The organism is Methylocella sp., assembly GCF_044226135.1.
In the GTDB taxonomy this organism is placed as follows: Bacteria; Pseudomonadota; Alphaproteobacteria; order Rhizobiales; family Beijerinckiaceae; genus Methylocapsa.
The window spans coordinates 20,144-42,061 of record NZ_JBGAHM010000014.1; the positions used below are offsets into that span (position 1 = coordinate 20,144).

General features: G+C 70.1%; 17 protein-coding genes and 2 pseudogenes. 6 read left to right on the plus strand and 13 right to left on the minus strand.

Translation table 11 applies throughout. The features are described from left to right. The first annotated feature begins 8 nt into the window (after positions 1–8). From ACILRB_RS08315 to ACILRB_RS08330, 4 genes are all read left to right on the plus strand, one after another. On the plus strand, positions 9–1,109 hold the full coding sequence (locus ACILRB_RS08315) for a hypothetical protein (protein WP_395665832.1): 1,101 nt from the start codon (positions 9–11) through the stop codon (positions 1,107–1,109). An 86-nt stretch (positions 1,110–1,195) separates the two neighbouring features. Further along, on the plus strand, positions 1,196–2,668 hold the full coding sequence (locus tag ACILRB_RS08320; RefSeq protein ID WP_395665833.1) for a trypsin-like peptidase domain-containing protein: 1,473 nt from the start codon (positions 1,196–1,198) through the stop codon (positions 2,666–2,668). A gap of 230 nt (positions 2,669–2,898) precedes the next feature. Beyond that, entirely contained in the window at positions 2,899–3,180 is a 282-nt protein-coding gene (locus tag ACILRB_RS08325) for a hypothetical protein (protein ID WP_395665834.1), read from the plus strand. Between the two features lie 207 nt (positions 3,181–3,387). After that, on the plus strand, positions 3,388–3,660 hold the full coding sequence (locus ACILRB_RS08330; RefSeq protein WP_395665835.1) for a hypothetical protein: 273 nt from the start codon (positions 3,388–3,390) through the stop codon (positions 3,658–3,660). Between the two features lie 229 nt (positions 3,661–3,889). Here ACILRB_RS08330 and ACILRB_RS08335 read toward each other — a convergent pair whose 3' ends face one another. From ACILRB_RS08335 to ACILRB_RS08350, 4 genes and pseudogenes are all read right to left on the minus strand, one after another. Then, a complete protein-coding gene (locus tag ACILRB_RS08335) occupies positions 3,890–4,147 on the minus strand; it encodes a hypothetical protein (RefSeq protein ID WP_395665836.1) in 258 nt (85 codons plus the stop codon). An 83-nt stretch (positions 4,148–4,230) separates the two neighbouring features. Beyond that, the gene (locus ACILRB_RS08340) at positions 4,231–5,427 is read right to left on the minus strand and encodes an efflux RND transporter periplasmic adaptor subunit (protein WP_395665888.1); all 1,197 of its coding nucleotides are present in this window, start codon (positions 5,425–5,427) and stop codon (positions 4,231–4,233) included. An 18-nt stretch (positions 5,428–5,445) separates the two neighbouring features. Further along, positions 5,446–8,577 (minus strand): annotated as a pseudogene (locus tag ACILRB_RS08345) (efflux RND transporter permease subunit); the annotation flags it as partial. A 176-nt stretch (positions 8,578–8,753) separates the two neighbouring features. Beyond that, positions 8,754–10,208 carry an ATP-binding protein gene (locus tag ACILRB_RS08350; protein ID WP_395665837.1) on the minus strand — a complete coding sequence of 485 codons (1,455 nt, stop codon included), beginning with the start codon at positions 10,206–10,208 and terminating at the stop codon, positions 8,754–8,756. A gap of 408 nt (positions 10,209–10,616) precedes the next feature. On the opposite strand from ACILRB_RS08350, the gene ACILRB_RS08355 reads away from it, so the two are divergent. After that, positions 10,617–11,321: a response regulator transcription factor gene (locus ACILRB_RS08355; RefSeq protein WP_395665838.1), complete on the plus strand. Its 705-nt coding sequence runs from the start codon at positions 10,617–10,619 to the stop codon at positions 11,319–11,321. Positions 11,322–11,428: 107 nt separating this feature from the next. On the opposite strand, the gene ACILRB_RS08360 is transcribed toward ACILRB_RS08355, so the two are convergent. The 6 genes and pseudogenes from ACILRB_RS08360 to ACILRB_RS08385 form a co-directional block, all read right to left on the minus strand. After that, the gene (locus ACILRB_RS08360; RefSeq protein WP_395665839.1) at positions 11,429–11,662 is read right to left on the minus strand and encodes a hypothetical protein; all 234 of its coding nucleotides are present in this window, start codon (positions 11,660–11,662) and stop codon (positions 11,429–11,431) included. 147 nt (positions 11,663–11,809) lie between these two features. After that, complete coding sequence (locus ACILRB_RS08365) at positions 11,810–12,601, minus strand: anti-sigma factor family protein (protein WP_395665840.1); 792 nt, start codon at positions 12,599–12,601, stop codon at positions 11,810–11,812. Continuing rightward, on the minus strand, positions 12,598–13,302 hold the full coding sequence (locus ACILRB_RS08370) for a sigma-70 family RNA polymerase sigma factor (RefSeq protein WP_395665841.1): 705 nt from the start codon (positions 13,300–13,302) through the stop codon (positions 12,598–12,600). The genes ACILRB_RS08365 and ACILRB_RS08370 overlap by 4 nt, the downstream gene beginning before the upstream one ends. Further along, on the minus strand, positions 13,299–13,664 hold the full coding sequence (locus ACILRB_RS08375) for a cupredoxin family copper-binding protein (RefSeq protein WP_395665842.1): 366 nt from the start codon (positions 13,662–13,664) through the stop codon (positions 13,299–13,301). Before ACILRB_RS08375 ends, ACILRB_RS08370 begins: the two co-directional genes overlap by 4 nt. Before the next feature lie 21 nt (positions 13,665–13,685). After that, on the minus strand, positions 13,686–14,633 hold the full coding sequence (locus ACILRB_RS08380; protein WP_395665843.1) for a metallophosphoesterase family protein: 948 nt from the start codon (positions 14,631–14,633) through the stop codon (positions 13,686–13,688). Positions 14,634–14,778: 145 nt separating this feature from the next. After that, a pseudogene (locus tag ACILRB_RS08385) lies at positions 14,779–15,723 on the minus strand (GlxA family transcriptional regulator); the annotation flags it as partial. Positions 15,724–15,839: 116 nt separating this feature from the next. On the opposite strand from ACILRB_RS08385, the gene ACILRB_RS08390 reads away from it, so the two are divergent. Next, on the plus strand, positions 15,840–16,643 hold the full coding sequence (locus ACILRB_RS08390; RefSeq protein WP_395665845.1) for an SDR family NAD(P)-dependent oxidoreductase: 804 nt from the start codon (positions 15,840–15,842) through the stop codon (positions 16,641–16,643). A gap of 207 nt (positions 16,644–16,850) precedes the next feature. On the opposite strand, the gene ACILRB_RS08395 is transcribed toward ACILRB_RS08390, so the two are convergent. The 3 genes from ACILRB_RS08395 to ACILRB_RS08405 all read right to left on the minus strand — a co-directional run bounded on the left by ACILRB_RS08395 (position 16,851) and on the right by ACILRB_RS08405 (position 21,826). Continuing rightward, positions 16,851–19,220: a multiheme c-type cytochrome gene (locus tag ACILRB_RS08395; RefSeq protein WP_395665846.1), complete on the minus strand. Its 2,370-nt coding sequence runs from the start codon at positions 19,218–19,220 to the stop codon at positions 16,851–16,853. A gap of 479 nt (positions 19,221–19,699) precedes the next feature. Continuing rightward, positions 19,700–20,947: an SLC13 family permease gene (locus tag ACILRB_RS08400; RefSeq protein ID WP_395665847.1), complete on the minus strand. Its 1,248-nt coding sequence runs from the start codon at positions 20,945–20,947 to the stop codon at positions 19,700–19,702. Positions 20,948–20,956: 9 nt separating this feature from the next. Continuing rightward, a complete protein-coding gene (locus ACILRB_RS08405; protein ID WP_395665848.1) occupies positions 20,957–21,826 on the minus strand; it encodes a polyphosphate kinase 2 family protein in 870 nt (289 codons plus the stop codon). Positions 21,827–21,918 lie beyond the last annotated feature (92 nt).

Consider the following 21,918-nt stretch of genomic DNA (forward strand, 5'->3'; position numbering starts at 1 on the left):
CGCCGCACATGGTGAGCCGGGGCCGCGCAGGGCTGCTCGGCTGCTCCTGCGATTTCGATCCGCCCGACGAGGACGCGCCCCCGGCCGGCGAGGCGGGGCTTGGCTTCGTCGCGGCGGGTTTCGCCTTCGCGGTGCTGTCTCAGGCGCTCGCCTTCGCCGCCCTGCCGCTCGCCGGCGCGCCGCTCGCGCCCTCGCGCGCCGCGGCCACGCTGCCGGTCGCGCTGCTGCTCGCGGGCGCGGCGGTCGCGACCTTCCCGGCTTCTTTTCTCACCGGGCTGTTCGGGCGGCGGTCGTCCTTCGCGCTCGGCGCGAGCCTCGGCGTCGCCGGCGCGGCGATCGGCGCCTGGGGCGTGCTCGCCGGCGTGTTCGCGGGGCTGTGCCTTGGCGCCTTCTGGCTCGGCGTCGCGCAGGGCTTTGGCCTGTTCTACCGCCATGCGGCGGGCGGCGGCGGGCGAGGGGCCATGATCGTGCTCGGCGCGGGGAGTCTTGCAGCGCTCGCCGCGCCGTCCATCGCCGGCTTCGCGCGCGAGACGATGGGCCCGCTCGCGGCCGCCGGCGCGCTCATCGGCGCGGGGCTCGCCCAGCTTGTCGTGCTGGCGCTCGCCGCGCCGCTGCCGTCGGGCTTTGAAGACGACGCCGCGGCGGCGCAGCCCGCGCCGCCCGACGCCCGCCTCTACGCCCTCGTCACCGGCGCCGCCGCGCTCGCCTGGTTCGGCATGATGGCGCTGATGGCCGGCGCTCCGCTCGCCATGGTCGATTGCGGCCTTGGCCTCTCGGCGGCGTCGGGAGCCGTCGCCTGGCATCTTGTCGCCATGTATGCGCCGGCGGGGCTCGTCGGCGCGCTGCGGCTGCGCGCGCCGCCGTTGAAGGCGCTCGGCGCGGGCTTATGCCTGCTGGCGTTCGCCGGCCTGCTGCTGCGGGTCCAGATGAGCGCGCAGGGCTTCGATCTCGTGCTTATCGGCGGCGGCCTCGGCTGGTCGCTGGCGACGCTCGGCGCGACGCTCTGGCTCAAGCGGGAAGGGGTCTCCCGGCTGCGCCTCGCCCTGCATGATTTCGCGCTGTTCTGCGGCGCGACGCTCGGCGCGCTGGCCGCCGCCGCCTTCGCCTGAAACGGCGCCATTACGCCGCATTTCCCCAAATGGGGTTTGCGCGCGGCCGCCCGCGCGCCATCGTCAGGCGACAGGGAGAGCGATCCATGCGCCTCTTCACGGCTTTGACGGGCTTGATCCTGTGCCTGGCGCACGGGCCGGCGCCGGCGGCGCCACGGGGCGCGCCGGATCAGGCGCGGGCCTATGACGCGGCGGAGGCCGCCTTTTTGCGCCTTGCCCCGGCCGACCGCCTCGCGTTCAAGGTCCTGTTGACCGGCGCGGGCTATTGGGTGGTGGTGCCGACGCTCGAATTCAGCCCGAAACTGTTCGACGCCGTCGCCCGCTTCCAGAGCGAAAACGGGCTCGCGCCGACGGGCGCCGCCGACCGCGAGACCTTTTCCGCCCTGACCGGCGCAAGCCGCGCCTACTGGCGTCTGTGGGGCTTTCGCGCCGCGCCGCATCCTGCGCGCGGCCGGCCGATCTGGATTCCCTTCGGCCTCGGGCTTTCGCCCGAGCGCAACAAGGACGGACTGCGCTGGAGCGGCGCGAACGGGCGCGTCAGCGTCGCCTACAGCTATCTTGGCGGCATTGATCCGGCCATGGGCCTCAACGCGCTGCTCTCCTTCACCGCGTCGAAGGGCGGGCTCGTCCGCTACCGCGTGCTGAGGCCGGATTTCTTCGCGCTCTCGTCGTCGGTCGGCGGCGACGACAAATATGCGCGCTGCCACCGCGACGGCGGAGGCCTGCTCTGCTTCTTCCTGAGCTGGGCGCCGGACGCGGTCGAACTCCACATGGAGCGCGTCGCGGTGTTGATGTCGGGCTCCTTCGCGGCGGCGATGGACGGCGCGCCTTTCCCGCCCATTCCCGATTTCGCGCCCGCGCCGAAGCGGCCGCCGGAGGTCGCCGTCGCGCGGCCGCCCGAGCCTGCGCCTTCGCCAGAGCCAAAGCGCCCGCGCCGCGGCGTCTCGTCCGGCACGGGCTTTTTCGTCAGCCTCGCGGGCGACGTGCTGACCAACGCCCATGTCGTCGAGGAATGCGCGCGCGTCACGGTCCAGCCCGACGGCGGCGCGACGGAACGGGCCGAAGTCGCGGCGCGGGACGTCGAAAACGATCTCGCCCTTCTGCGCACCGGGCTCAAGCCGAAGGCGATCGCCGCCCTGCGGTCTTCGGCGCGGCTCGGCGAGGGCGTCGAGGCCTTCGGCTTTCCGCTCAACACGACGCTTGCGAGTTCGGGCAATTTCACGCTGGGCAATGTCACGGCGCTCGCCGGACTCTCCGACGACAGCCGCCACCTGCAGATCTCGACCCCGGTCCAGCCCGGCAATTCAGGCGGCCCGCTGCTCGACCAATATGGCAATGTCGTCGGCGTGGTGTCGGCAAAGCTCGACGCGCTGAAGGTCGTCGCGGCGACTGGCGACGTGCCGCAGAACGTCAATTTCGCCATCAAGGGCGCGCTGGCGCAGAGCTTCCTGCAAAGCGCGCGCGTCGATTACGCGGAGGGGACGGCGAGAGAGACGATCGCCTCGCCGGACCTCGCCGACCGCGCCCGCGCCATCTCCGTGTTCATCCGCTGCGAATAGCGCCGCGGGTCGCCGCGTCGGCGTTCGGCGCGCTGCGCCCTTCGGCGCCGGGGCCGAAGCCCGGACGCTTCGCCGGCCGCGGCGCCTGCCGCCGCGCGATTGCGGAGGTCGTCCCGACGCTGCCGCGCCCACGGCCTAAATTATGTTTTAGGCGCCGTCATATTGAGACGGCGCAAGAGAAAGAGCATGTTGTCTCCATGATCGGAACGCGATCAGATGGAGCGACAGAAATGGGCAGAAACAACATCAGGACCAACGGCGGCAAGGCCCTGCGCCTTGTAGTCCTCGCGGCGGCTTTCGCCGCGCCCGCAGGCTACGCCGCCGCCAAGACCCGCCATCACGAGACGCCGGCCGGAGCGCGCGATTATGTCGGCCTCTATCAGGCGCCCCAGCGTTCGCTGACGATGGACCAGCAGGACCAGCGCCTGTTCGACCGCTCCGGCACCGTCGGCCGCGAAGGGCTCGGCGAAAATCCGTCGCACCCGGAAGGCCCCGGCAACGTCTCCGACTGACGCGCCGGCCTTCGCCGCGTCATGGCCGCATCCGCGCCCGGCGCAGGGCGCGGCCGGTTCTCGACCGGAGCGTGATATGACGCCCGTTCTCCCCTATTCCCGCGTGCCCGCGTCCGTCTGCGGAGCGCCGGCCCGTCGCGATCCCGGCTGCGGTCATGGCCCCCGCCGCATGCGCGAGGATCGCGACGCGGCCGCCTGGGGCCCGCCATGAGCGCCCGCCCGACGTCGGCGCGCCGCTTCGCCTGCGCCGCCGTCGCGCTATGGGTCGTGGCCCTGTCGGCGCATCCGCCCACGGCGCCTCTTCCGCCCTGGCTTCGCTGGCTCGAGCCGCTCGACGCCGCGGCGTCGCCGCCCCGCCAGCCCTGCTTTTCGCGCGACGACTGCGACCGGAAGGATTTCGACGAATCCGGCACGCGCGGGCGCATGGGCCTCGGCGCCAGCCCGTTCCACCCTGAAGGGCCGGGCAATTTCTCCGATTGACCGAAAAAGCGGCGTCGACCCCGACGCCGCTTTTTCTTGTCGGTCTTCGCTCCCGCGCGGCGACGAGCGCGGCCGCGCCGTCTCCCGGACATGACGGCCATAAGCTTCAGACTTCATCGGTAAGGTCAGGTTCGTCGCAAAGGCGCGCGGCGCCGCTCGCCGCTGTTCATGAAGGGAGCCGCCCGGCGGGGCGCAAGCGCGCCGCCCCACGATCTCTCCGTCGCGGCCTTCAGGGGATGGCGCCGGCCGCAGGGTTGCGGCCTTCGAGCATCGCGCCGAGGCTTCCGCTCGCGGGGCCGATGACGCACCCATATTGCACGCGCCAGTCGGGTTTCTGCTGCGTAGGCGGCGGGATGGGGCAGCCCGCCTCGGCCTGAGCCGGCGCGTGACGAAGAACATGACGAACGTCATGGCGATATGGATGCGCGGCGCAGACCGTCGTCGGCAGGCAGAACGCGACGCAGAGCAGAAGGGGTGATTTCGACATCGGTCGTGCGCCTTGTTGCTTCGCCTCCGCGAGGCGCGGGCCTGTGCGGCCCGGGCTTCTGAAGCGGCGGCGCAGGGCTTGCGTCAGTTGACGCCCTGAGACGCGCGCCCGGCCTGCGCCGCCGACGCGGTCTCTTCGCCGACGGGACGCACGAGATCGCCCGACGCGAGCGTCTCGGACGGATTGTCGACGACGCGGTCGGCGCGAGAGAGGCCCGACTTGATCTCGACTTCGCTCCCGAGATTGCGGCCGAGCGCCACGGGCGTGATCTTTACGCGGTCGTTCGGACCGACCGCCGCGACGCTCAGCCCCTTGTGGTCGAAGATCAGGGCGGTCGCCGGCAGGCGCAGCGTCCCGGCCTCCGCGGGGATATGAAAATGCGCCTCGACGAAGGCGCCGGGCCAGAGCTTGCCGTCGGGGTTTTGCGCCAGAAGCTCGATGAGCGCGGTGCGCGACGACGCGGCGACGGCGTTCGAGGTCGAAACGAGCTTCGCCTCGAAATGTTCGCGGCGGCCGGGCGTTTCGAGCGTCGCCTTCAGGCCCGGCGCCAGATCGCCCAGATAGGCCTGCGGCGCCCGCACATAAATCCGCATCTGGCTGAGGTCCGACACCTTGAACAGCGGCTTGCCGGATTTCTGTCCTGAGTCGACGAGATCGCCGATCTCGACGTTGCGCTCCGTCACGACGCCGTCGAAGGGCGCTTCGAGTTTTTCAAAGGCGGTCATCGATTCGAGCCGCGCGACGTTCGCGCGCGCCGCGGCGACCGCGGCCTGCTTGGCGGCGAGGTCGCTCGCCTTCTCGTCATTGGCCTGCTGCGAGACGATGGAGCGCTGGACGAGGGAGCTCCAGCGGCGCGCGGTGACGTCGGCGAGACGTTCCGCGGCCTCGGCCCGCGTCAGGTCGGCGCGCGCCTGCGCGAGCTGCTGGTCGAGCTCGGGCGAGTCGATCGTCGCGAGCACGTCGCCTTTCTTCACATGCGCGCCGATGTCCCTGCTCCACGACGCGACATAGCCTGACGCGCGTGCATAGATCGAGCCTGCGTTGTAGGCGGCGACGTCGCCTGGCAGGACGAGCTCGGATTCGCTCGGCGCGTCGGTCGGCCGCACGAGCCGCACGCGCGGCGTCGCAAGGTCGAGCGTCGCGAAGGCGGCCTCCTGCTCGCTTTGCGCGCGGCTGAAAAGGCCTGAGGCGGCGAGGCCTGCGGCCGCGACGAAGACGCCGGCGACGGCGATCGCCGCGCGTCGCGAGGGGAGACGGGTTGCGGGTCGAAGCGGCTCCATGGGGTCTCCGAAGGAGGGAGGAACGGTCGTCCGCGCCTCGCGGGCGCGGCGCAGCAGCGCGAACAGCGCGGGGCTGAGCAGCAGAGTGGCGCAGGTGGCGAAGGCGAGGCCGCCGACGACGGCGCGGCCGAGCGGCATGTTCTGGCCGGGCTCGAGCGCCGTCGGCGCCATGCCGATGATCATCGCGAGCGCCGTCATCGTCACCGGCCTGAAACGGGCCGAGCCGGCGGCGAGCGCGGCCGCCGCGGCGCTCGCCCCGGAGGCGAGTTCGTCGCGCGCGAAATTGACGACGAGAATGCTGTTCGCCGTCGCCACGCCCATGCACATGATCGCGCCGGTGAGCGCCGGGGCCGACAGGGTCGTCCGCGTCAGAAACAGCATCCAGACGATGCCGGCGAGCGCCGCGGGCAGGGCGAGGATGATGATGAGCGGGTCGATCCAGGACTGGAAGTTGACGACCATCAGAAGATAGATCAGCACGATCGAGAAGCCGAGGCCGATCGCGAGCTGGGCGTAGGCGTTCTTCATCGCCGCGGCCTGGCCCCGGATCGCGATGGTCGCGCCTCTTGGCAGCTCCGCCCGCATCGAGTCGATGACGGCGGAGACGTCGTCGACGACGGAGCCGAGCGGCCGGCCGGCCGCGTTCGCATAGATGTCGAGCGTCGGCCTGATGTCGTAATGCGTGACGATCTCGTCCTGGGACTCCGGCGTCACCTTGGCGAGGGCGCCGAGCAGTTGGGTCGAGTCGCCGTTCGAAAGCTGGACGTTGCGCAGCGCCTGCGTCTGATCGATGTCATATTGCGGCGTCTGCACGGAGATCGGATAGGAGACTCCGTTGTCGGGGTTGAGCCAGTAGCTCGGCGCGCTCTGGGCGCTGCCCGAGAGCGTGGTTTGCAGGCTCGTCGCGGCGTCGCGCTCGGTGAGGCCGACGACTCCGGCGAACGCGCGGTCGACGTCGATGCGCAGGGCCGGGGCGCGGAACTCCTGTTGCAGCCGCGCGTCGGCGACGCCAGGAACGCGTCGCAGCGCGGCGAGAAGCTTGCCCGCGAAGGCCCTGTCGGCCGTCGCGTCGAAGCCCGCGATCTGGACGTCGATCGGCGCGGGCTGTCCGAAGCTCAGGATCTGGTTCGCCATGTCCGCCGGCAGAAAGGCGAAGGAGACGCCCGGAAACGCCGCCGCGAGCTTTTCGCGCAACAGCGGCTCATAGCTTTGCGCAGGGGTCTCGCCCTCGTGCAGGCCGACCCATATGTCGGCGTCGCTCACGCCGATGGTGCCTGTCGAGCCGTAGGACAGGTTGATGCCGCTGTTGGGCAGGCCGATGTTGGAGACGACGCTCGAGACGCGCCCGGGCGGCAGGATTTCGCGGATCTTGGCCTCGACCTGATCGACGATCGCCGAGGTCGCCTCGATCCGCGAGCCGGGCCTTGCGCGCATGTGGATCTTGATCGCGCCGGCGTCGACGCGCGGAAAGAAATTCTCGCCGAGCGCCGGAATGAGCGCGAGCGAACCGACGCAAAACGCGAAAAAGACGGCGGCGAACAGCCCGCGCCGCGCGAGAACCGCTTCGAGAAGCCGCGCATAAGCGGCGCGCAGCGCCTCGAAGCGCCTTTCAAAACCCTGCTGCAGCCGCGCGAAAAAACCGCGCTTCGCGTTGGGGTCGAGATGCTGGGGCGCCCGCAGCAGCGCGCGCGCCATGGTCGGCGTGAGAGTGTAGGCGAGCACATAGGAGGCGATCATCGCCGCGACCACGGCCTCGGCGAGCGGGCGGAACAGATAGCCCGCGACGCCCCCGAGCGCCAGCAGCGGCGCGAAGGCGGCGCAGATGCAGAGCAGCGAGATGGTCGCAGGCGGCATGATCTCGCGCGCGCCGGAGACGACGGCGACGTCGACGTCCTCGCCATGTTCAAGATGACGATTGACATTCTCTATGGTCACGGTGGCGTCGTCGACGAGGATGCCGACCGCGAGCGCGAGGCCGCCGAGCGTCATCACGTTGATGGTCTCTCCCCGCAGCGAGAGAAAGATCAGCGCGCTCAGGATGGCGAGAGGAATGGTGGTGGCGATGATCAGAGTCGAGCGCCAGCTGCCGAGGAACAGAAGGATCATCAGCGCGGTGAGGGAGGCGGCGATCGCCCCTTCGCGCAGCACGTTGAAGACGGAGGCCTTGACGAAGCCCGACTGGTCGTTGACGAGCGCGACATGCACGCCGGGCGGCAGGCTCGCCTCAATCGCGGGCAGCGCGTTCTTGACGCCGGCGATGACGTCGAGCGTCGACGCCGCGCCGTTCTTCACCACCGAGACCAGCACGCCCTTGCGCCCGTCCATCTGGGCCACGTTCGTCTGCGGCGGCGAGCCGTCATGCGCATAGGCGACGTCGCGCAGGAACACCACGGCGCCGTTCACCGCCTTGAGCGGCACGTTGTTGAAATCGGCGACGCGCTTTGGCTGGTCGTTGAGGTCGACCGCATATTCGAAGGAGCCGATCTTCTGCGTGCCGACGGGCGTGATCAGGTTCTGGCGCGCCAGCGCCTCGACCACGTCATGCGCCGAAAGCCCATGGGCGCGCAGCGCCTTTTCGTCGAGATCGACCTGCACCTCGCGCGAGGCGCCGCCATAGGGCGAGGGCATCTGCGCGCCCGGGATGTTGGCGAGCTGGGGACGGATGAAATTGGCGGCGAGGTCGTTGAGCCGCGTCTGCGACAGCTTGTCGCTCGACAGGGCGATCTGGATCAGCGGCACGCTCGACGCGTTGTAGACGAGGATCTGCGGCGGATTGATGCCCGCCGGCAGCTGCTTCAGCATCGTCTGCGAGATCGCCGTGACCTGCGACTGGGCGGCGTTGACGTCGACGCCCGGCTGGAACGTGATCTTGACCACGCCATAAGTGGTGAAGGATTGCGACTCGATATGCTCGATGTCGTTGACCGTGGTGGAGAGCGCCCGCTCATAGGGCGCGATGACGCGGCCGGCCATGTCGTCGGGCGGCAGGCCGTTGTAGGTCCACACCACGCTGATCACCGGAATGCCGATGTTGGGAAAGATGTCGGTCGGCGTGCGCAGGACGGCGAGGACGCCGAAGATGACGATCAGGATCGCCATGACCACGAAGGTCAGCGGACGGGAGAGCGACAGGCGTACGATCGAGAGCATGAAGCGCAGACCTTGAGCGCGCGGGCTTGCGCGCGGCCGGATGTCCGTCGGCTTTCGTTCGATACCCCCGTCCCGGGCGCCGGAAAATTATAAATAGTTTTAAGGCGCGCCGCCGCGGCCTCGCGTCGCGGCCGCCTCTTTCACATGACGGCGGCCACATTCATGGCGGCGGCGGCCTATGGCAAAGGCTCGGCCGGGCGCGGCGAGGCGACGAAACGCGCCCCGTGGGGCGGATTGTCGGTCACGGCGACGCAAAGCCCGTGCAGGCGGAAGATCGTCGCGGCGAGATTGAGGCCGAGGCCGGTGCCGGCGACGTCGACGGCGGTCCTGGAGCGGTAGAACCGCTTGAAGATCTGCTCGCGCTCGTCCTCGGCGACGCCGGGCCCGTCGTCGGCGACGACGAGTTCCGGGCCTGCGTCGCAAAGACGCGCGCTCAAGGTCACGGTCCCGTGCTCGGGCGCGAATTTCAACGCGTTGTCGACGAGATTGGCGACCGCCTCGACGAGCAGGTCATGGTCGCCGACGAAAGACACGGGAGCGGGCGCCGTCAGGGCGAAGGCGATCGACCGCACCTCCGCCAGCGGTTCGTAGAGCTCGAACACCGTGGCGCAGACCTGCGCGAGATCGACCTGCGCGAATTCATGACGGCGGCGTCCGAGTTCGAGCTCGGATATTCTGAGCAGGGCCGCGGCGGTCGCGAGCGCGCGGTCGATCTCTCCGATCGCGCGTCCGACCGAAACGCGCGCCTGCTCCCGCTCCGGCGCGGCGAGGCTGCGCTCGAGGCTGAGGCGCGCGACGGTCAGGGGCGCGCGCAGGTCATGGGCGATGTTGTCGTTGACGCTGCGCATCTGGTCGAGCAGGCGGGCGATCTCGTCCAGCATCAGGTTGACGCCGGTGGCGATGTTGTCGACGTCGTCCCTGAGGCGGCTGACCGGCAGGCGGTCGTCGAGATCGCCTTGCATGATGCGTCGAATGGCGGCGTCGACGTCGCGCAGGCGCTTGAGCGTGCGCAGGCTGAAGATCAGGCCGATGGCGAGCGCGAACAGGGCCATCGGCGCGAGGCCGAGCGCGAGGGCGCGCAGCACGAGCTTGCGCAGGGCGTAGACCTCGTAAAGGCTGCGCCCGATCATGACGACGTCGCCGTCGTCGCGCCGCAGGGCGACGAGCAGCGCGGGCTCGCTTCGTGCGTCGCTCTGACGCATCGAGACGTCGGCCTGATGCGCCTCGCCGTCGAGCGGAACGCCGGCCGGCACGGCGGCGACATTGCCGAACAGGGGCGCGCCGTGGGGGTCGAACAGGCCGACATAGTCGAGCCGGCGCAGGTCGCTCGTCAGCCGCAGCGAGAGCTTGCGCCGGAGCTGGTCGTCGGGCTCGGCCGCCGCGCGGGCGACCTCCTCGCGCAGGCGCACCTCGACCCTGCGGACGTCGAAGGTCGCGACATGCCAGTAGATGAACAGGAACACGATGGTCGTCGCGGCGCTGACCGCGAGGGCGAACAGGAGGGCGAGCCGGAACGAGGTGGTGCTGAAAAGATCGCGCATGCGCATGGGCGGCGACGCCTGCCGCCGCGCGCCGCGCTGGGCGACCTCCGCGAAAGCGTTGCGATGGAACACGCGCAGGGTTTGAAGCATGAAGCGAAGACTTTGGCGTGGGGGCGACGCGGCGGCGCCGTTGTGATCAGGCTTTGGCGCGCCGCGCCGCTTTGGCCCGCCCCGGCTTGACGCGTCCGGCTCCGCGTCTCCGGACGCGTCGAGCTTTCCGCCCCGCTCTAGCATCGCGGCGCGCGGGCGAGGAGTAAAATCACCGTCGTCTTCCTAAAACATGTTTTAGGCGCCGCACACGCCTCACGGCGTTTGTGAAAGGTCTTCCAGAACAATAAATTGATGAATAGCCTCCGCGATTTCTGAAGGAGCTGCGGCGCCTCTTCAAGCAATGTTCATCCTTCCGGCCTGAAATTTGGCCGCAAGCGAAGCATTTATGCAAGCGAAGCTTTCCTGAACGAACGCCGCGCGCCGTCGCGGCGCGGAGGTCCAAAGAGCATGCGCATCGACAACGAAGCCGTTTCGCGCCGGGGGCCGATCCTGATCGTCGAGGACGAATTTCATATCGCCAAGGCGATCGGGGATGAATTGAGCGCCGAAGGATATGAGACGGTGACGGCGCGCACCGTTTCGGACGGGGTCGAGGCGGCGCGCGCGCTCGATCCGGCGCTGATCATCGCCGACCGCATGGTCGACGACGTCGACAGCCTGACGATGATCGACCGCTTCGGGCGGGGCGAGGCCCGTCCGCCGGTGCTGTTCGTGAGCGGCCTCGCCTCGGTCGACGAACGCATTCGCGCGCTCAAGGGCGGCGGCGACGATTATCTGACGAAGCCGTTCTCCCTTGGCGAACTTTCGGCTCGCGTCGGCGCGCTGCTGCGCCGGCGTCAGGACGCGGCCGAGACGTCTCTCGCGGTGGGGCCGCTGCGTCTCGACCTTCTCGCGCGCACGGCCGCGCGCGGCGCGCGGGCGATCGAGCTTCTGCCGGCGGAGTTCAAGCTGCTCGAATATCTGATGCGCAACGCCGGCCAGACGGTGACGCGCGCCATGCTGCTCGGGGACGTCTGGGGCTATCGCGCGATGCCGCGGACCAATCTCGTCGACGTGCATATCGGCAAGCTTCGCCGCAAGCTCGAAGCCGACGGCGAGCCGCCGCTGCTCCACAGCGTGCGCGGCGTCGGCTTCACGCTGCGCGTCGATTAATCGACCGTTCGGTCCGAAGTTTTTGACAGGCTGGCGAGGAAGCGCCGCGGGCGAGGTTTCGCGGGCGCGGCAGGGCGGCCGCGAAACCACAGGCCCGGCGCCTCCGGTCAATCGGAGAAATTGCCGGGGCCTTCGGGCGCGCCGGGGCGCGCGCCGTCTTCATGATTGGCGCTCCCGCCATAGGGGGCGCCGAAGCGCGACGGCGCGGCGTCAGGCGCCGCGCCCCTGAAGACGCCGTAATAGTCGCGCGGCGCGTGGTCGCGCGGCGCGGGCGTTTTCGCCATGCTTGCGGCGGATGCGAGAAGGGCGAGGCCGAGACCCAATCCAGTCGCTGTTTTCATCGTCTTTGCTCCGTCTGAGGCCGGCTGCTGGCGCAACCATGAGAAAGACGGGGCGGGACGGCGATTTATTCCGGCGAAATTGTCGTCGCGGCGGTTTTCCATGCGCCGGACACACAGGAAAATCCACAGGAGGCGCTACGGGCGACTCTACAGGGACGCGGCGGACAGCGCCTGCTGGAGCGCGCGCAGCTCCTCCGGCGCGGCGTCGGAGACGGCCCAGAAGACGAGCCCGTCCCGCGTCCACCTCAACAGGTTGAATCCGTCGCGCGTGGCCGCGGCCGGCGCCGTGTCGGCCGCTCCGGGCGCGGCCGGCCAGATCAACAGATTGACGACGTGCCGGCCGTGTTCATACACAAGCGCGGCGACGGTGCGGCCGTCGAGATAATCGACCCTTCCGCCGCGCATCGGAAATCCCTTCGCGGCGAGATCGACGACGGGCGGCGAGAAATCGAGCCGGCCGGCGAACCACGGCTTGACCGTGTGGCGGTCGGAGGAAACGACGTCGGTGAGGTGGTCGGCGAGCAGCGAGCGGACATGGCTCGCGACGATCTCGTCCTGCAGGGGGGCCGCGCGCTGGAGCGGGCCGAAAACGAGCGTCAGGGACGCGGCGAGGAGCGCCGCCGACGCAGGCAGGCTCCAGCGCCCAAGCCGGTCGAGCCGTCTCGCGGCCCGTCCGGACGCCGGGCGCGCCGCACGCGCGGCCTCGTTTTCGATCGCCGCGACGACGCGGGCGCGCAGATCGTCGGGCGCGCGCCAGCGGACGCCGCGCGCGCCGATCAGCACGCCAAGCTCGCGTCGCTCCCGGGCGTAGGCGGCGCAGCCCGGGCACGCGTCGAGATGGCGTTCGATCTCGCTCATGTGCAGGGCGTCGAGCTCGCCGTCGACGAAGGCGTCGAGAGCGAGTTCGCGGCCAGGGCAGGGCGGCTGCCGCGCGCTCATGGCGTCTGTCCTTCCGGGTCGTCGCGCCGCCAGAGCTCGCCGAAAAGCTGGCGGGCGCGGGACAGCCGCGACATGACCGTGCCGACCGGCGCGCCGACGACTTCGGCGATCTCGCGATAGGACAGGTCCTCCATCTCGCGCAGCACGAGAACTTCGCGGAAGGCTTCCGGCAGGCGCATCAGCGTGCGGCGCACGCCGCGCGCGACGCCGTCGCGCAGAAGCGCGACCTCGGGGTCGTCGCTTTCGTCGGCGACGGCCTCGACTTCGAAATCGCCCGGCTGCGACTCGCCGCCGCCGCGCCCGCGCCGCGCGCGCCAGTCGAGGTGGCAGTTGCGGACGATGGCGAAAAGCCAGGGCCGCGCCGCTTCGCCGCGAAACGTCATGAAGCCGCGCAGGGCGCGCAGCATGGCGTCCTGGGTGATGTCCTGCGCCGCGTCGGCGTCGCGCGCGAGATAGCGCGCGAGCGTATAGGCCGCGTCGAGATGCGGCAGCACCTGCCGCCGGAACCGCTCGACGTCGGCGGCGGTCGGCGCCGTTTCGGGTTTTTCGCGCGTGAGGCCGACGATATGGGCGAGCGCCAGAACGCCTTCGGCGAAGGCCGAAACGCCTGCGGCGAGCGGCCGCGGCAGGCTCTTTGGCGCCGCGGCCGCCGGGCGTGGCCAGCCGGCGCGGGCCGGCGCCTGCGGGGCGAACGCGGTCATCGGCGCGCCTTCACGACGACCCTCCCCGTCATGTGCGGATGCAGCGAGCAGATATAGGGATAGTCTCCTTCGGCCGCGAATGTGAAGGAAAACGGGTCGTCCGTGTCGAGCGCTCCCGAGCGCAGGCCGTCGGCCGCGCCGACCACCGTGTGGGGAATGTCGTCATGGTTGACCCATGTCACGCGGTCGCCCGGCGCGACGATAATCTCGGCCGGATTGAAAGAGAAATTGTCGATTTTGACCATCGCCTCCTCCGCGACCGCGGGGCGCGCGGCAAGGAGCGCGGCGAGCGCCGCGGCGCAGGCGCGCCCTAGCCGCGCGCGGCGGCCTCCCGACGCCGCCTTTTCAACGGACAAAGCCATGACCCGTCTCCCTGCGAAGGCTCAGCCGGCGAGCGGCGCGTCGACGATGGCGAGCGGCTCGTCGGCGCGGCTGAAGGTCACGGTCGCGACGCCGAGCGACTTGCGCAGCTCCCCGGCCGGAAGCAGCATCGGCCCCGGCGAGGGCGCGGACCCCGGCGCCGGCTGCGGAAAGGCGGTCGAGCGCGCGGTATGGAAGGCGACCCGGCCTTCGACTTTCTGCATGACCTGGTGGATATGGCCGTTGAGCACGGTCACCGAGCCGAAACGGCCAAGGGCGGCCAGCGCCGCGGCGCCGTCGGCGGTGCCCCAGCCCCAGTCCGGATAGACCGTCCAGAGCGGAATATGGGCGAACACCACGATCGGCGTCGAGGACGGGAGGCCGGCGACGTCGCGCCTCAGCCAGTCGAGCTGCTCCGCGCCGAGCGCGCCGAGCCCGCCGCCCTGAAGGTTCGCGACGTTGACGAGGCCGATGAAATGAAGCCCGCGCGCGTCGAAGCTGCGCCAGCCGAGGCCCGACGAGCCCTCGCCGTAACGGGCGAGAAACAGCCGGCCCGGCTCGTCGTCGATGAAATCATGCTCGCCCGGAACGAAGAAGACGGGAATTCCGGCGGCCTTGATGATCGCGTCGGCGTCGTCGAACTCCTGCGCTCTTGAAAGATGCGTCACGTCGCCGGTGTGGAGCATGAAGTCGGGCTTTTGCGGCAGGGCCCTGATCCTGTCGATCGCCTGCGCCAGCGTGGCGCGCGCGTCGGGATTCGCCGCCTTGGAGAAGCCGATGTGGCTGTCGCTGATCTGCGCGAAGGAGAAGGCGGCGGGCTCGGCGAAAGCGTTCGCGAGCCCGACCGAGCGCGGCAGGCCGCCGCCCGCGGTCCATATCAGTCCGGCGCCGGCCCAGCGCATGCAGTCGAGAAAGCCGCGGCGATCGACGCCGTCTTCGCCCGGGCGGCGGTTTTCGTCGTCGTGCCGCATCGCAGATCCCTCCCGTCCGGGCGCAAAGCGCGTCCCGTTCAAAGGGTCATGACGGCGCAACGTCCGGCCTTATTCCCGGAGGGCGCATATTTTTTGGCGCCCGTCGAAGCCGGCCCGGCGCGCCGTCGCCCGCGGCGTCGTGGTCTTCGACCCTGCGCAGGGTGCGGCGCAGGCTTTGCGGGGACTGGCCGAAGAAGCGCAGAAAGGCCCGACGCATGCGGTCGCGATCGGCGAAGCCGGAGTCGCGGGCGACGACGTCGAGGGAATGCCGTCCGGTTTCGAGCATCGTCCGCGCCGTTTCGAGCCGCAGCCGCTCCACCGCCTTCGCCGGCGACAGGCCGGTCTCCTCGCGGAAGACGCGGCTGAACTGGCGCGGGCTCAGGCTGGCGGCGCCGGCGAGCGCCTCCACCGTCAGCGGATCGCCGAGGCGCTCCTTGGCGTAGGCGAGCGCGCGGCGCACCCGGTCGGAACGCGGGTCGAGCTCGAGCAGGGCCGAGAACTGCGACTGCCCGCCCGGGCGGCGATGATAGACGACGAGCTTGCGGGCGACGGCGCGGGAAAGCTCCGCGCCGTGGTCGTCCTCGATCAGCGCGAGCGTCAGGTCGATCGCCGCGCTCATGCCGGCCGACGTCCAGACGGCGCCGTCGCGGACGAAGATGCGGTCGGCGTCCACGGCGATTTTCGGAAAACGCTCCTGCAGCGCGCGCGCATGCGCCCAATGCGTCGTGGCGGCGCGGCCGTCGAGGAGCCCGGCCTCGGCGAGCGCGAAGGCGCCGGTGCACAGGCCCGCGACGCGGCGGCGTTCCCGCCCGGCCCGGGCGATATAGGCGCGAAGGACCGGCGAAATCGGGCGGGGCGAGAGCGCGCCCGGCACCATCAGCGTGTCGGGCGGCGCTTCGGGCAAGCCGCCGAGCGGCTGCGTCTCGACGCCGATCCCGAGCGAGGAGCGGACGAGGCCGCCCGTCTCGGACATCGCCTTGAGCCTGTAGGCTTCGCGTCCGAGCGCCAGATTGGCGAATTCGAAGGCGCTCAGCGCGGCGACGCCCATGACCTGAAACCCGTCTTCCAGAATGAAGCCGACGCGCCGCATCGCCGTCCCCGGTCATGTCCGTATTCAACGCTTCTATGACATTTGCGACGCGCCTGTCGAGAGCTAGGGTCCGCCCGTCGAAACACGCCAAGGCGATATGCCGAAAGGACAGGACAATGGCCGAAGACAAGGGAACCGCGCTCGTCACGGGCGCATCGTCTGGCATCGGAGCGGTCTACGCCGACCGCCTCGCGGCGCGCGGCTTCGACCTCATTCTGGTCGCGCGCAACGAGGCCCGGCTGGCGGAGGTCGCGGCGCGGGTCGTCGCGCGTCACGGCGTCAAGGTCAGGACCCTGGCGGCCGATCTTGGCGCGGAAGACGGGCTGGCGAAGGTCGAAGCGGTCATCGACGAGGACGACACGATCTCCTGTCTCGTCAACAACGCCGGCTTCGGCAGCGCGGCCCCCATGGCCAGCGCCGACGTCCGCGAGATGCAGGCGATGGTGGCGATCAACATCGTCGCGCCCCTGCGCCTGACCTATGCGGCGGCGCGGACGTTCGTGGCGCGCGGCAGGGGCGCGATCGTCAACATCTCGTCGATCGTGGCGATCGGCCCGGAGCTGCTGAACGGCGTGTACGGCGGCACGAAGTCCTTTATCCTCGCCTTCAGCCATTCGCTCCGCAAGGAGCTTGCGGGCACGGGCGTCTCGGTGCAGGTCGTGCTGCCGGGAGCCACCGGAACCGAGTTCTGGGACACGGCCGGCCTGCCGGCGAGCAACCTGCCGACCGAATGGGTGATGTCGGCCGCCGACCTCGTCGACGCCGCCCTCGTCGGCCTCGAACGCGGCGAGTTCGCGACCATTCCCTCGCTGATGGACGCGTCGGAATGGGACGCCTGGGAAGCGGCGCGGGCGAAGATGCTGCCGCATCTGTCGAACGCCACGCCGGCGGAGCGGTATCGGGAAAAGGCGGAGCCTTAAGGCGCGCGCCGGACGACGCGCGGACGGCGGCCGCGCCCGCGAGGGTCCGCCCGATGGCCAGGGCTTTGTCGCCGCGGCGGAGACGGTCGAGCCAGAGAGCGCGGCGCGTTCGAGCCGCGCTCCGACGCGGCGGCGGGCGGCCAAAGACCGCAAAATCCCGCCGGCGCTCCTGCCCGGCGCGCGGTCGCGGATCGGCTGAAGCCGGCGTCAGCGCCTGCTGAGTTCGCGCTCGAGCCGGGCGATCCCGGGATCGTCCGGCCGCAATCTCGCCAGACTCCCCGCCTGCGCGCGGGCGCTCGCAAAATCGCGATTGCGCAGGGCCTCGTCGAGCGCGAGCGTCAACAGGTCGACATCGTTGGGATTGAGCGTCAGCGCCTGCGCCAGCGCGTCTTTCGCCTCGGACGCGCGGCCGAGCGAGCGCAGCGCGACGGCGTGAACATAGGCGTAGCGCGCCGCGCCGGGCGCGAGGCGGACGGCGGCGGCGAGTTCGGCCAACGCCTCGTCGTAGCGCTTCGCGCGCACGAGCGCGAGGCCATGGGCGTGGCGCAGGCCCGCGGACCCGGGCTGGCGGCTGAGCGCCTTGGCAAGAACCACGTCGGCGTCCGCCTCGCGGCCGAGCGCGCGATAGAGATCGGCGAGATTGATCGAAAGCGCCGCCGCCTCGGGGTTCAGCTTCAGCCCCGCCAGAAGCTCGGCCTCGGCGCCGGCGGGATCGCCGCGCCGCATCAGGAACGACGCGAGGTTCGCGCGGCCTTCGGCGCGGTCGGCGTTGAGGCGTTGCGCCGCCTCGAATTCGGCGAAGGCCGAGAGAAGCCGCGCGCGATCCGCGTCGCCGAGCGCCGCGGGAGGCTGGTCGGCGAGCAGCTCCGCGGCGGCGAGGCGCACGTCGGCGACCGGATCCGACAAGGCGGACGACGCCGCGCGCCAGCGCATGTCGAGCGGCGCGTCGGCGAGGCTGCGCGTCGCCTGCGCCCGCACGATCGGATCGGGATCGGCGAGCGCCTTGCGAACCGCCTCCTGCGTCGCGCGGGACGGGAACTGGCCCAGTTCCTCGAGCGCCGTCGCGCGCGCCAGTCCGGGCGCGGCGCTCGAGCCGGCGAGCGCGATCAGCGTTTCGCGCGCGGCGGGATCGCCGCGGCGGGCGAGGTGGAACGGTTCGGCCCAGCTCTGGAAACCCTTGCGGTCCGGCCCATGCCAGCGCTCGACCGCCTGGGCCGCCCAGCCTGCGCTCTTGTCGGCGTGGCAGTCGTTGCAGGCGTTCGGCGTTTCGAGCGCGACGGAGAGGTCAGGACGCGGAACACGGAAGGAATGGTCGTGGCGCACGTCGACCACCATATAGGTCCGCGCCGGCATGTGGCACGAGACGCAGTCCGGCGCGCCCGGCCCCGGCGCATGGCCGCTGTGCGACGCGCTTTCGAACTTTTCGGGGCTGTGGCAGGCGGAGCAGACGGCCGCGCCCGGCGCCGCGAGCTGCGTCGAATGCGGATCATGGCAGTCCGAACACACGACGCCCTTCGCATACATCAGGCTCTGCTTGAACGCCTGATCGTTGAACACCTCGTCCTTCATCTGCCCGTCGTCCTCGAACAGGCCGTCGGTCAGCAGCGCCTCGCGGTGCGTGTCGGCGAGCGGGCGGCCGGGACGCCAGTCCTCGGAAAAGATCCCGCGTCGCGCATGGCAGCGCGCGCAGGTCTCGACCTCGTCGCCGGCCGGGCGGGCGACGCCATGGGCCGGGCTGCCGGTCGCGGGATCCGGCGAGAAGTCCGGCGCGGGACGGCGCGCGGCGATCGACGCGAAGCCCTTGTGGGCGACGGAAGGGTCGCGGGCGCCCGACGCCCAGTCGACATGGCCCCGCCCCGGTCCGTGGCAGGCTTCGCAGCCGACGCTGATCTCGGAGAAGCGCGTGTCGAACCTGTCGGCGGCCGCGTCGTAATTCTTGGCGAGCGCGGTCGAATGGCATTCCGCGCACATGAAGTTCCAGTTCTGCAGCGGGCGCGTCCAGTGCAGCGGATCGGCGGCCGGAACAGCTTCTCCCGGATGCAGGAAGATCCAGCGCTGGCCGCCGTCCTTGCGCGCGCGCGCGTCCCACGCGAACGGCAGCGCCTGCCGGCGCCCGTCAGGAAAGGAGACGAGATATTGCTGCAGCGGGAAGACGCCGAACGTGTCGGAGATCTCGAACGTGGCGAGCGCGCCGTCGCGCCCCTGGGTCTCGACCATGAAGCGGTCGCCGTCGCGGAAGAACCGCGCGCTCGCGCCCATGTGCTCCGCGCGCTGGTCGTTGAAATTTCCGAGCACGGTCTCAGGCGTCGCGCGGGCCATCGCCTGCGCATGGTGGGAGGACGCCCACGCCCTGAACTGCGGCGCGTGGCAGGCGGCGCAGGCGTTCGAGCCGACATAAGCCGGCGGCGCGTCGGCGGCGCGCACGCCCTGGCCGCCGGCCGTGACGGCGTTCTCCGGGCCGGACGGCGCCTGGGCGTGCGCGCGCAGCGCCAGAACCCCGCCGGCGGCGGCGAGAAAGGCGAGGCTCAGCAGAGCCGCGCCTGCGCCGACGCGCCACTCGCCCGAACGCCGTCCCATGCCTGCCGTCTCCGCCGTCCCACGATCGGGATCCCCAACAGATAGTCCGAACGGCGGCGCAGGTCGACACGGCGAGCGCGTCCGTCGCGACCGGGCGGCGTTCGCCCGTCTCTCCGCGCAGGGGCGCCGGGGAGCCGCTCATCAGAGCGACCGGCGCCTTGTTCCGGAGCTGAAGGCCCAACGCCTTGCGCAGCCGTGGCGCCGGCGCGCAGGGCTCGCAGCCTTTCTGAGGGCGCGTCCTGAAGCATCGCCTTGTCCAGCGACAGGCCGGCGAGGCTCGTCCCCGGCGGGGACGGCGTCGGGTCCGCCCATGAGATGGCCGGCGCGGGCGAGTTCCGCTTCAAGTCGTCCCTCGTCTCACAGGCCGTCGCAGATGAAGGGATGAAAACGGTCACGCCGCGCCGGATCAAGCCGCTCGGCCGGCCGATCAGGCCCGCCGCACGGAGCGGACATGTCGGCCGTGAACGCCGCCGATGATCTCAGCCCCGCAGCCAGCCGATCCAGGCCGCCGCGAGGGCGAGCGCCAGAAGGGCGATCGGAAGGCCGACACGGGTAAACGCCCAGAACCCCACCGAAACGCTGTTCGCGCGGCCCTGCTCGGCGATGATGATCCCGGCCAGGCTGCCGAAAATCACCATGTTTGAGGAGAAGCCCGTTCCGAGCGCGATCGCCGCGCCGAGCGCGTCAGATTGGGGCGCCCCCTGAATAAACGGCGCAACCAGCATCACCGCGGGATTGTTGCCCACGACGTTGCTCAGCACCGACATCACCACCAGCAGGGAGAGCGGCTCGGTCAGGTCGAGGCCGATCCCCTTCAGGCTTTCCAGCACGTTTCCGGGCAAACCGGTCGAGGCGAGCGCCGCGTTGACGACGAAAAGCCCCATGAGCAGGAGCAGGAGATCGCCGTCGACGTGGCGCATCATGTCGGCGGAGGCGATGCGGCGGTTGAGGAGAAGGACGCTAGCGCCCGCCATCGCGATCAACATGTGGGGCCAGGAGCTGCACACGAACGCCGCAACCACGGCGAGGGTGACGAGGCCGGCCTTGACCGTCTCAAGCCGATTGAAAGGGGCGCTCGTCGACGACGCTCCGCCAGCGGACGCCGCCGGCGCCGGCGCCGGCGCGAGCGTCCAATTCCCGCGATAGGCGAACGCCACCACCGCCCAGACGATCGGAAGCGCAATGATCGCCGGCAACGCCGCCGCCCGCATGAAGCCGGTGAACGAAAGATGCAGCGCCTCTGCTGCGATCATGTTCTGCGGACTGCCGATCAGGGTTGCGGCCGAGCCGACGTTGGCGGCAAAACAGAAGCCGAGCATGAACGGCAGCGGGTTGAGCCCACGCGCAAGCGTGATGGCGACCAGCGCCGGCGTCATGGCCACCACCACCACGTCGTTGGTGAGCGCCGCCGACAGCGCGCCCGCCACGGCGATGAAGATGGCGAGCAGAGCCGGAGGCGACGCCTTGAGCTTGCCGACCCGATGCGCCGCCGCCTCGTAAAACCCGGCCGCGACAAAGGCCGACGAGACCACCATCAAGCCGAACAGGAGCCCGATCGCGCGATAGTCGATGGACTGCCATGCGGCGGCGGGCGAAATCGACCCGAGCGAAAGCAGCGCCATCGCGCCGAGGGTTGCGGCGCCTGTCCGGTCGACCTTGAATCCGGGCAGGCGGCCGAATCCCATCGCCACATAGACAAGCAGGAAAACGACGAGAATGATATACATAATGTGGGATCAGGCCCCTTTGGGCGGGGGCGCCTTGTCGGGCGCGGCCGGGTCGGCGCTGGCGGCATGGTAGTCGGCCCTGATCTTGGCGAGGTCGACGGTCGGCTCCGGCAGCTTCATGTGCAAATTTTCAAGAGTTTCAGCAAGGATCTGGGACACGGCGAGATTGCGGAACCATTTGTGATTCGACGGGATGACGTACCAAGGGGCATGGCTCGTCGAGCATTTCTCCAGCATCGCCTCATAGGCGTCGACGTATTCGTCCCACTTGGCGCGCTCGGCATAGTCGCTGTCGCTGATCTTCCACTGGCGCATTGGATCGTCGAGGCGCTCGGCGAAGCGTTTGAGCTGCTCCTCGGGCGAAATCCAGAGGAAAAATTTGAGAATTACGACGCCGTTGTCCACCAGCAGCCGTTCGAAGTCGTTGATCTGGTCGTAGCGCTTCGACCACACCGCCTTCGGCGCGAGGTCATGGACGCGAACCACCAGCACGTCCTCATAATGGGAGCGGTTGAACACTGCGATCCGGCCGAATCCGGGGACATGCGGATGGACGCGCCACAGGAAGTCATGCTCTTTCTCGGTCGTCGTCGGCTGCTTGAAACCGATGACGGAGACGCCTTGAGGGTTCATCGCCTGCATGACGTGCCAGCAGACGCCGTCCTTGCCGGCCGCGTCAATGCCCTGGAGCACGATCAACACCGCATGGCGCTTCTCGCCGTAGAGCAGCCGCTGCACGGTGGTGATGCGCTCAAGGTGGCGCGCCATCTCCCTGGCCGCATCCTTTTTGTTCTCATGCCCGCCATGCCAAGCTGGATCAAAGTCCTTGAGCTTGATCCGGGCGTTCGGTTCAGCGATCAGCTTCTTGCGATAGTCCATTCTCCGCTCCTCTTGCCCGTTTTGCGTCCTTGGCGCTCGTCCACGAGCGAGCTTGCGGATCACCTGCTACGTCAAACGGCGATGGGGGCGTC

What these genes read in the sequence shown, in the direction of transcription:
- ACILRB_RS08400 (WP_395665847.1), bottom strand. Translation starts at nt 20,947, where the DNA reads ATGTATATCATTCTCGTCGTTTTCCTGCTTGTCTATGTGGCGATGGGA.
- ACILRB_RS08395 (WP_395665846.1), bottom strand. Translation starts at nt 19,220, where the DNA reads ATGGGACGGCGTTCGGGCGAGTGGCGCGTCGGCGCAGGCGCGGCTCTG.
- ACILRB_RS08380 (WP_395665843.1), bottom strand. Translation starts at nt 14,633, where the DNA reads ATGCGGCACGACGACGAAAACCGCCGCCCGGGCGAAGACGGCGTCGAT.
- ACILRB_RS08335 (WP_395665836.1), bottom strand. Translation starts at nt 4,147, where the DNA reads ATGTCGAAATCACCCCTTCTGCTCTGCGTCGCGTTCTGCCTGCCGACG.
- ACILRB_RS08360 (WP_395665839.1), bottom strand. Translation starts at nt 11,662, where the DNA reads ATGAAAACAGCGACTGGATTGGGTCTCGGCCTCGCCCTTCTCGCATCC.
- ACILRB_RS08330 (WP_395665835.1), top strand. Translation starts at nt 3,388, where the DNA reads ATGAGCGCCCGCCCGACGTCGGCGCGCCGCTTCGCCTGCGCCGCCGTC.
- ACILRB_RS08315 (WP_395665832.1), top strand. Translation starts at nt 9, where the DNA reads ATGGTGAGCCGGGGCCGCGCAGGGCTGCTCGGCTGCTCCTGCGATTTC.
- ACILRB_RS08350 (WP_395665837.1), bottom strand. Translation starts at nt 10,208, where the DNA reads ATGCTTCAAACCCTGCGCGTGTTCCATCGCAACGCTTTCGCGGAGGTC.
- ACILRB_RS08325 (WP_395665834.1), top strand. Translation starts at nt 2,899, where the DNA reads ATGGGCAGAAACAACATCAGGACCAACGGCGGCAAGGCCCTGCGCCTT.
- ACILRB_RS08405 (WP_395665848.1), bottom strand. Translation starts at nt 21,826, where the DNA reads ATGGACTATCGCAAGAAGCTGATCGCTGAACCGAACGCCCGGATCAAG.
- ACILRB_RS08375 (WP_395665842.1), bottom strand. Translation starts at nt 13,664, where the DNA reads ATGGCTTTGTCCGTTGAAAAGGCGGCGTCGGGAGGCCGCCGCGCGCGG.
- ACILRB_RS08340 (WP_395665888.1), bottom strand. Translation starts at nt 5,427, where the DNA reads ATGGAGCCGCTTCGACCCGCAACCCGTCTCCCCTCGCGACGCGCGGCG.
- ACILRB_RS08355 (WP_395665838.1), top strand. Translation starts at nt 10,617, where the DNA reads ATGCGCATCGACAACGAAGCCGTTTCGCGCCGGGGGCCGATCCTGATC.
- ACILRB_RS08390 (WP_395665845.1), top strand. Translation starts at nt 15,840, where the DNA reads ATGGCCGAAGACAAGGGAACCGCGCTCGTCACGGGCGCATCGTCTGGC.
- ACILRB_RS08365 (WP_395665840.1), bottom strand. Translation starts at nt 12,601, where the DNA reads ATGAGCGCGCGGCAGCCGCCCTGCCCTGGCCGCGAACTCGCTCTCGAC.
- ACILRB_RS08370 (WP_395665841.1), bottom strand. Translation starts at nt 13,302, where the DNA reads ATGACCGCGTTCGCCCCGCAGGCGCCGGCCCGCGCCGGCTGGCCACGC.
- ACILRB_RS08320 (WP_395665833.1), top strand. Translation starts at nt 1,196, where the DNA reads ATGCGCCTCTTCACGGCTTTGACGGGCTTGATCCTGTGCCTGGCGCAC.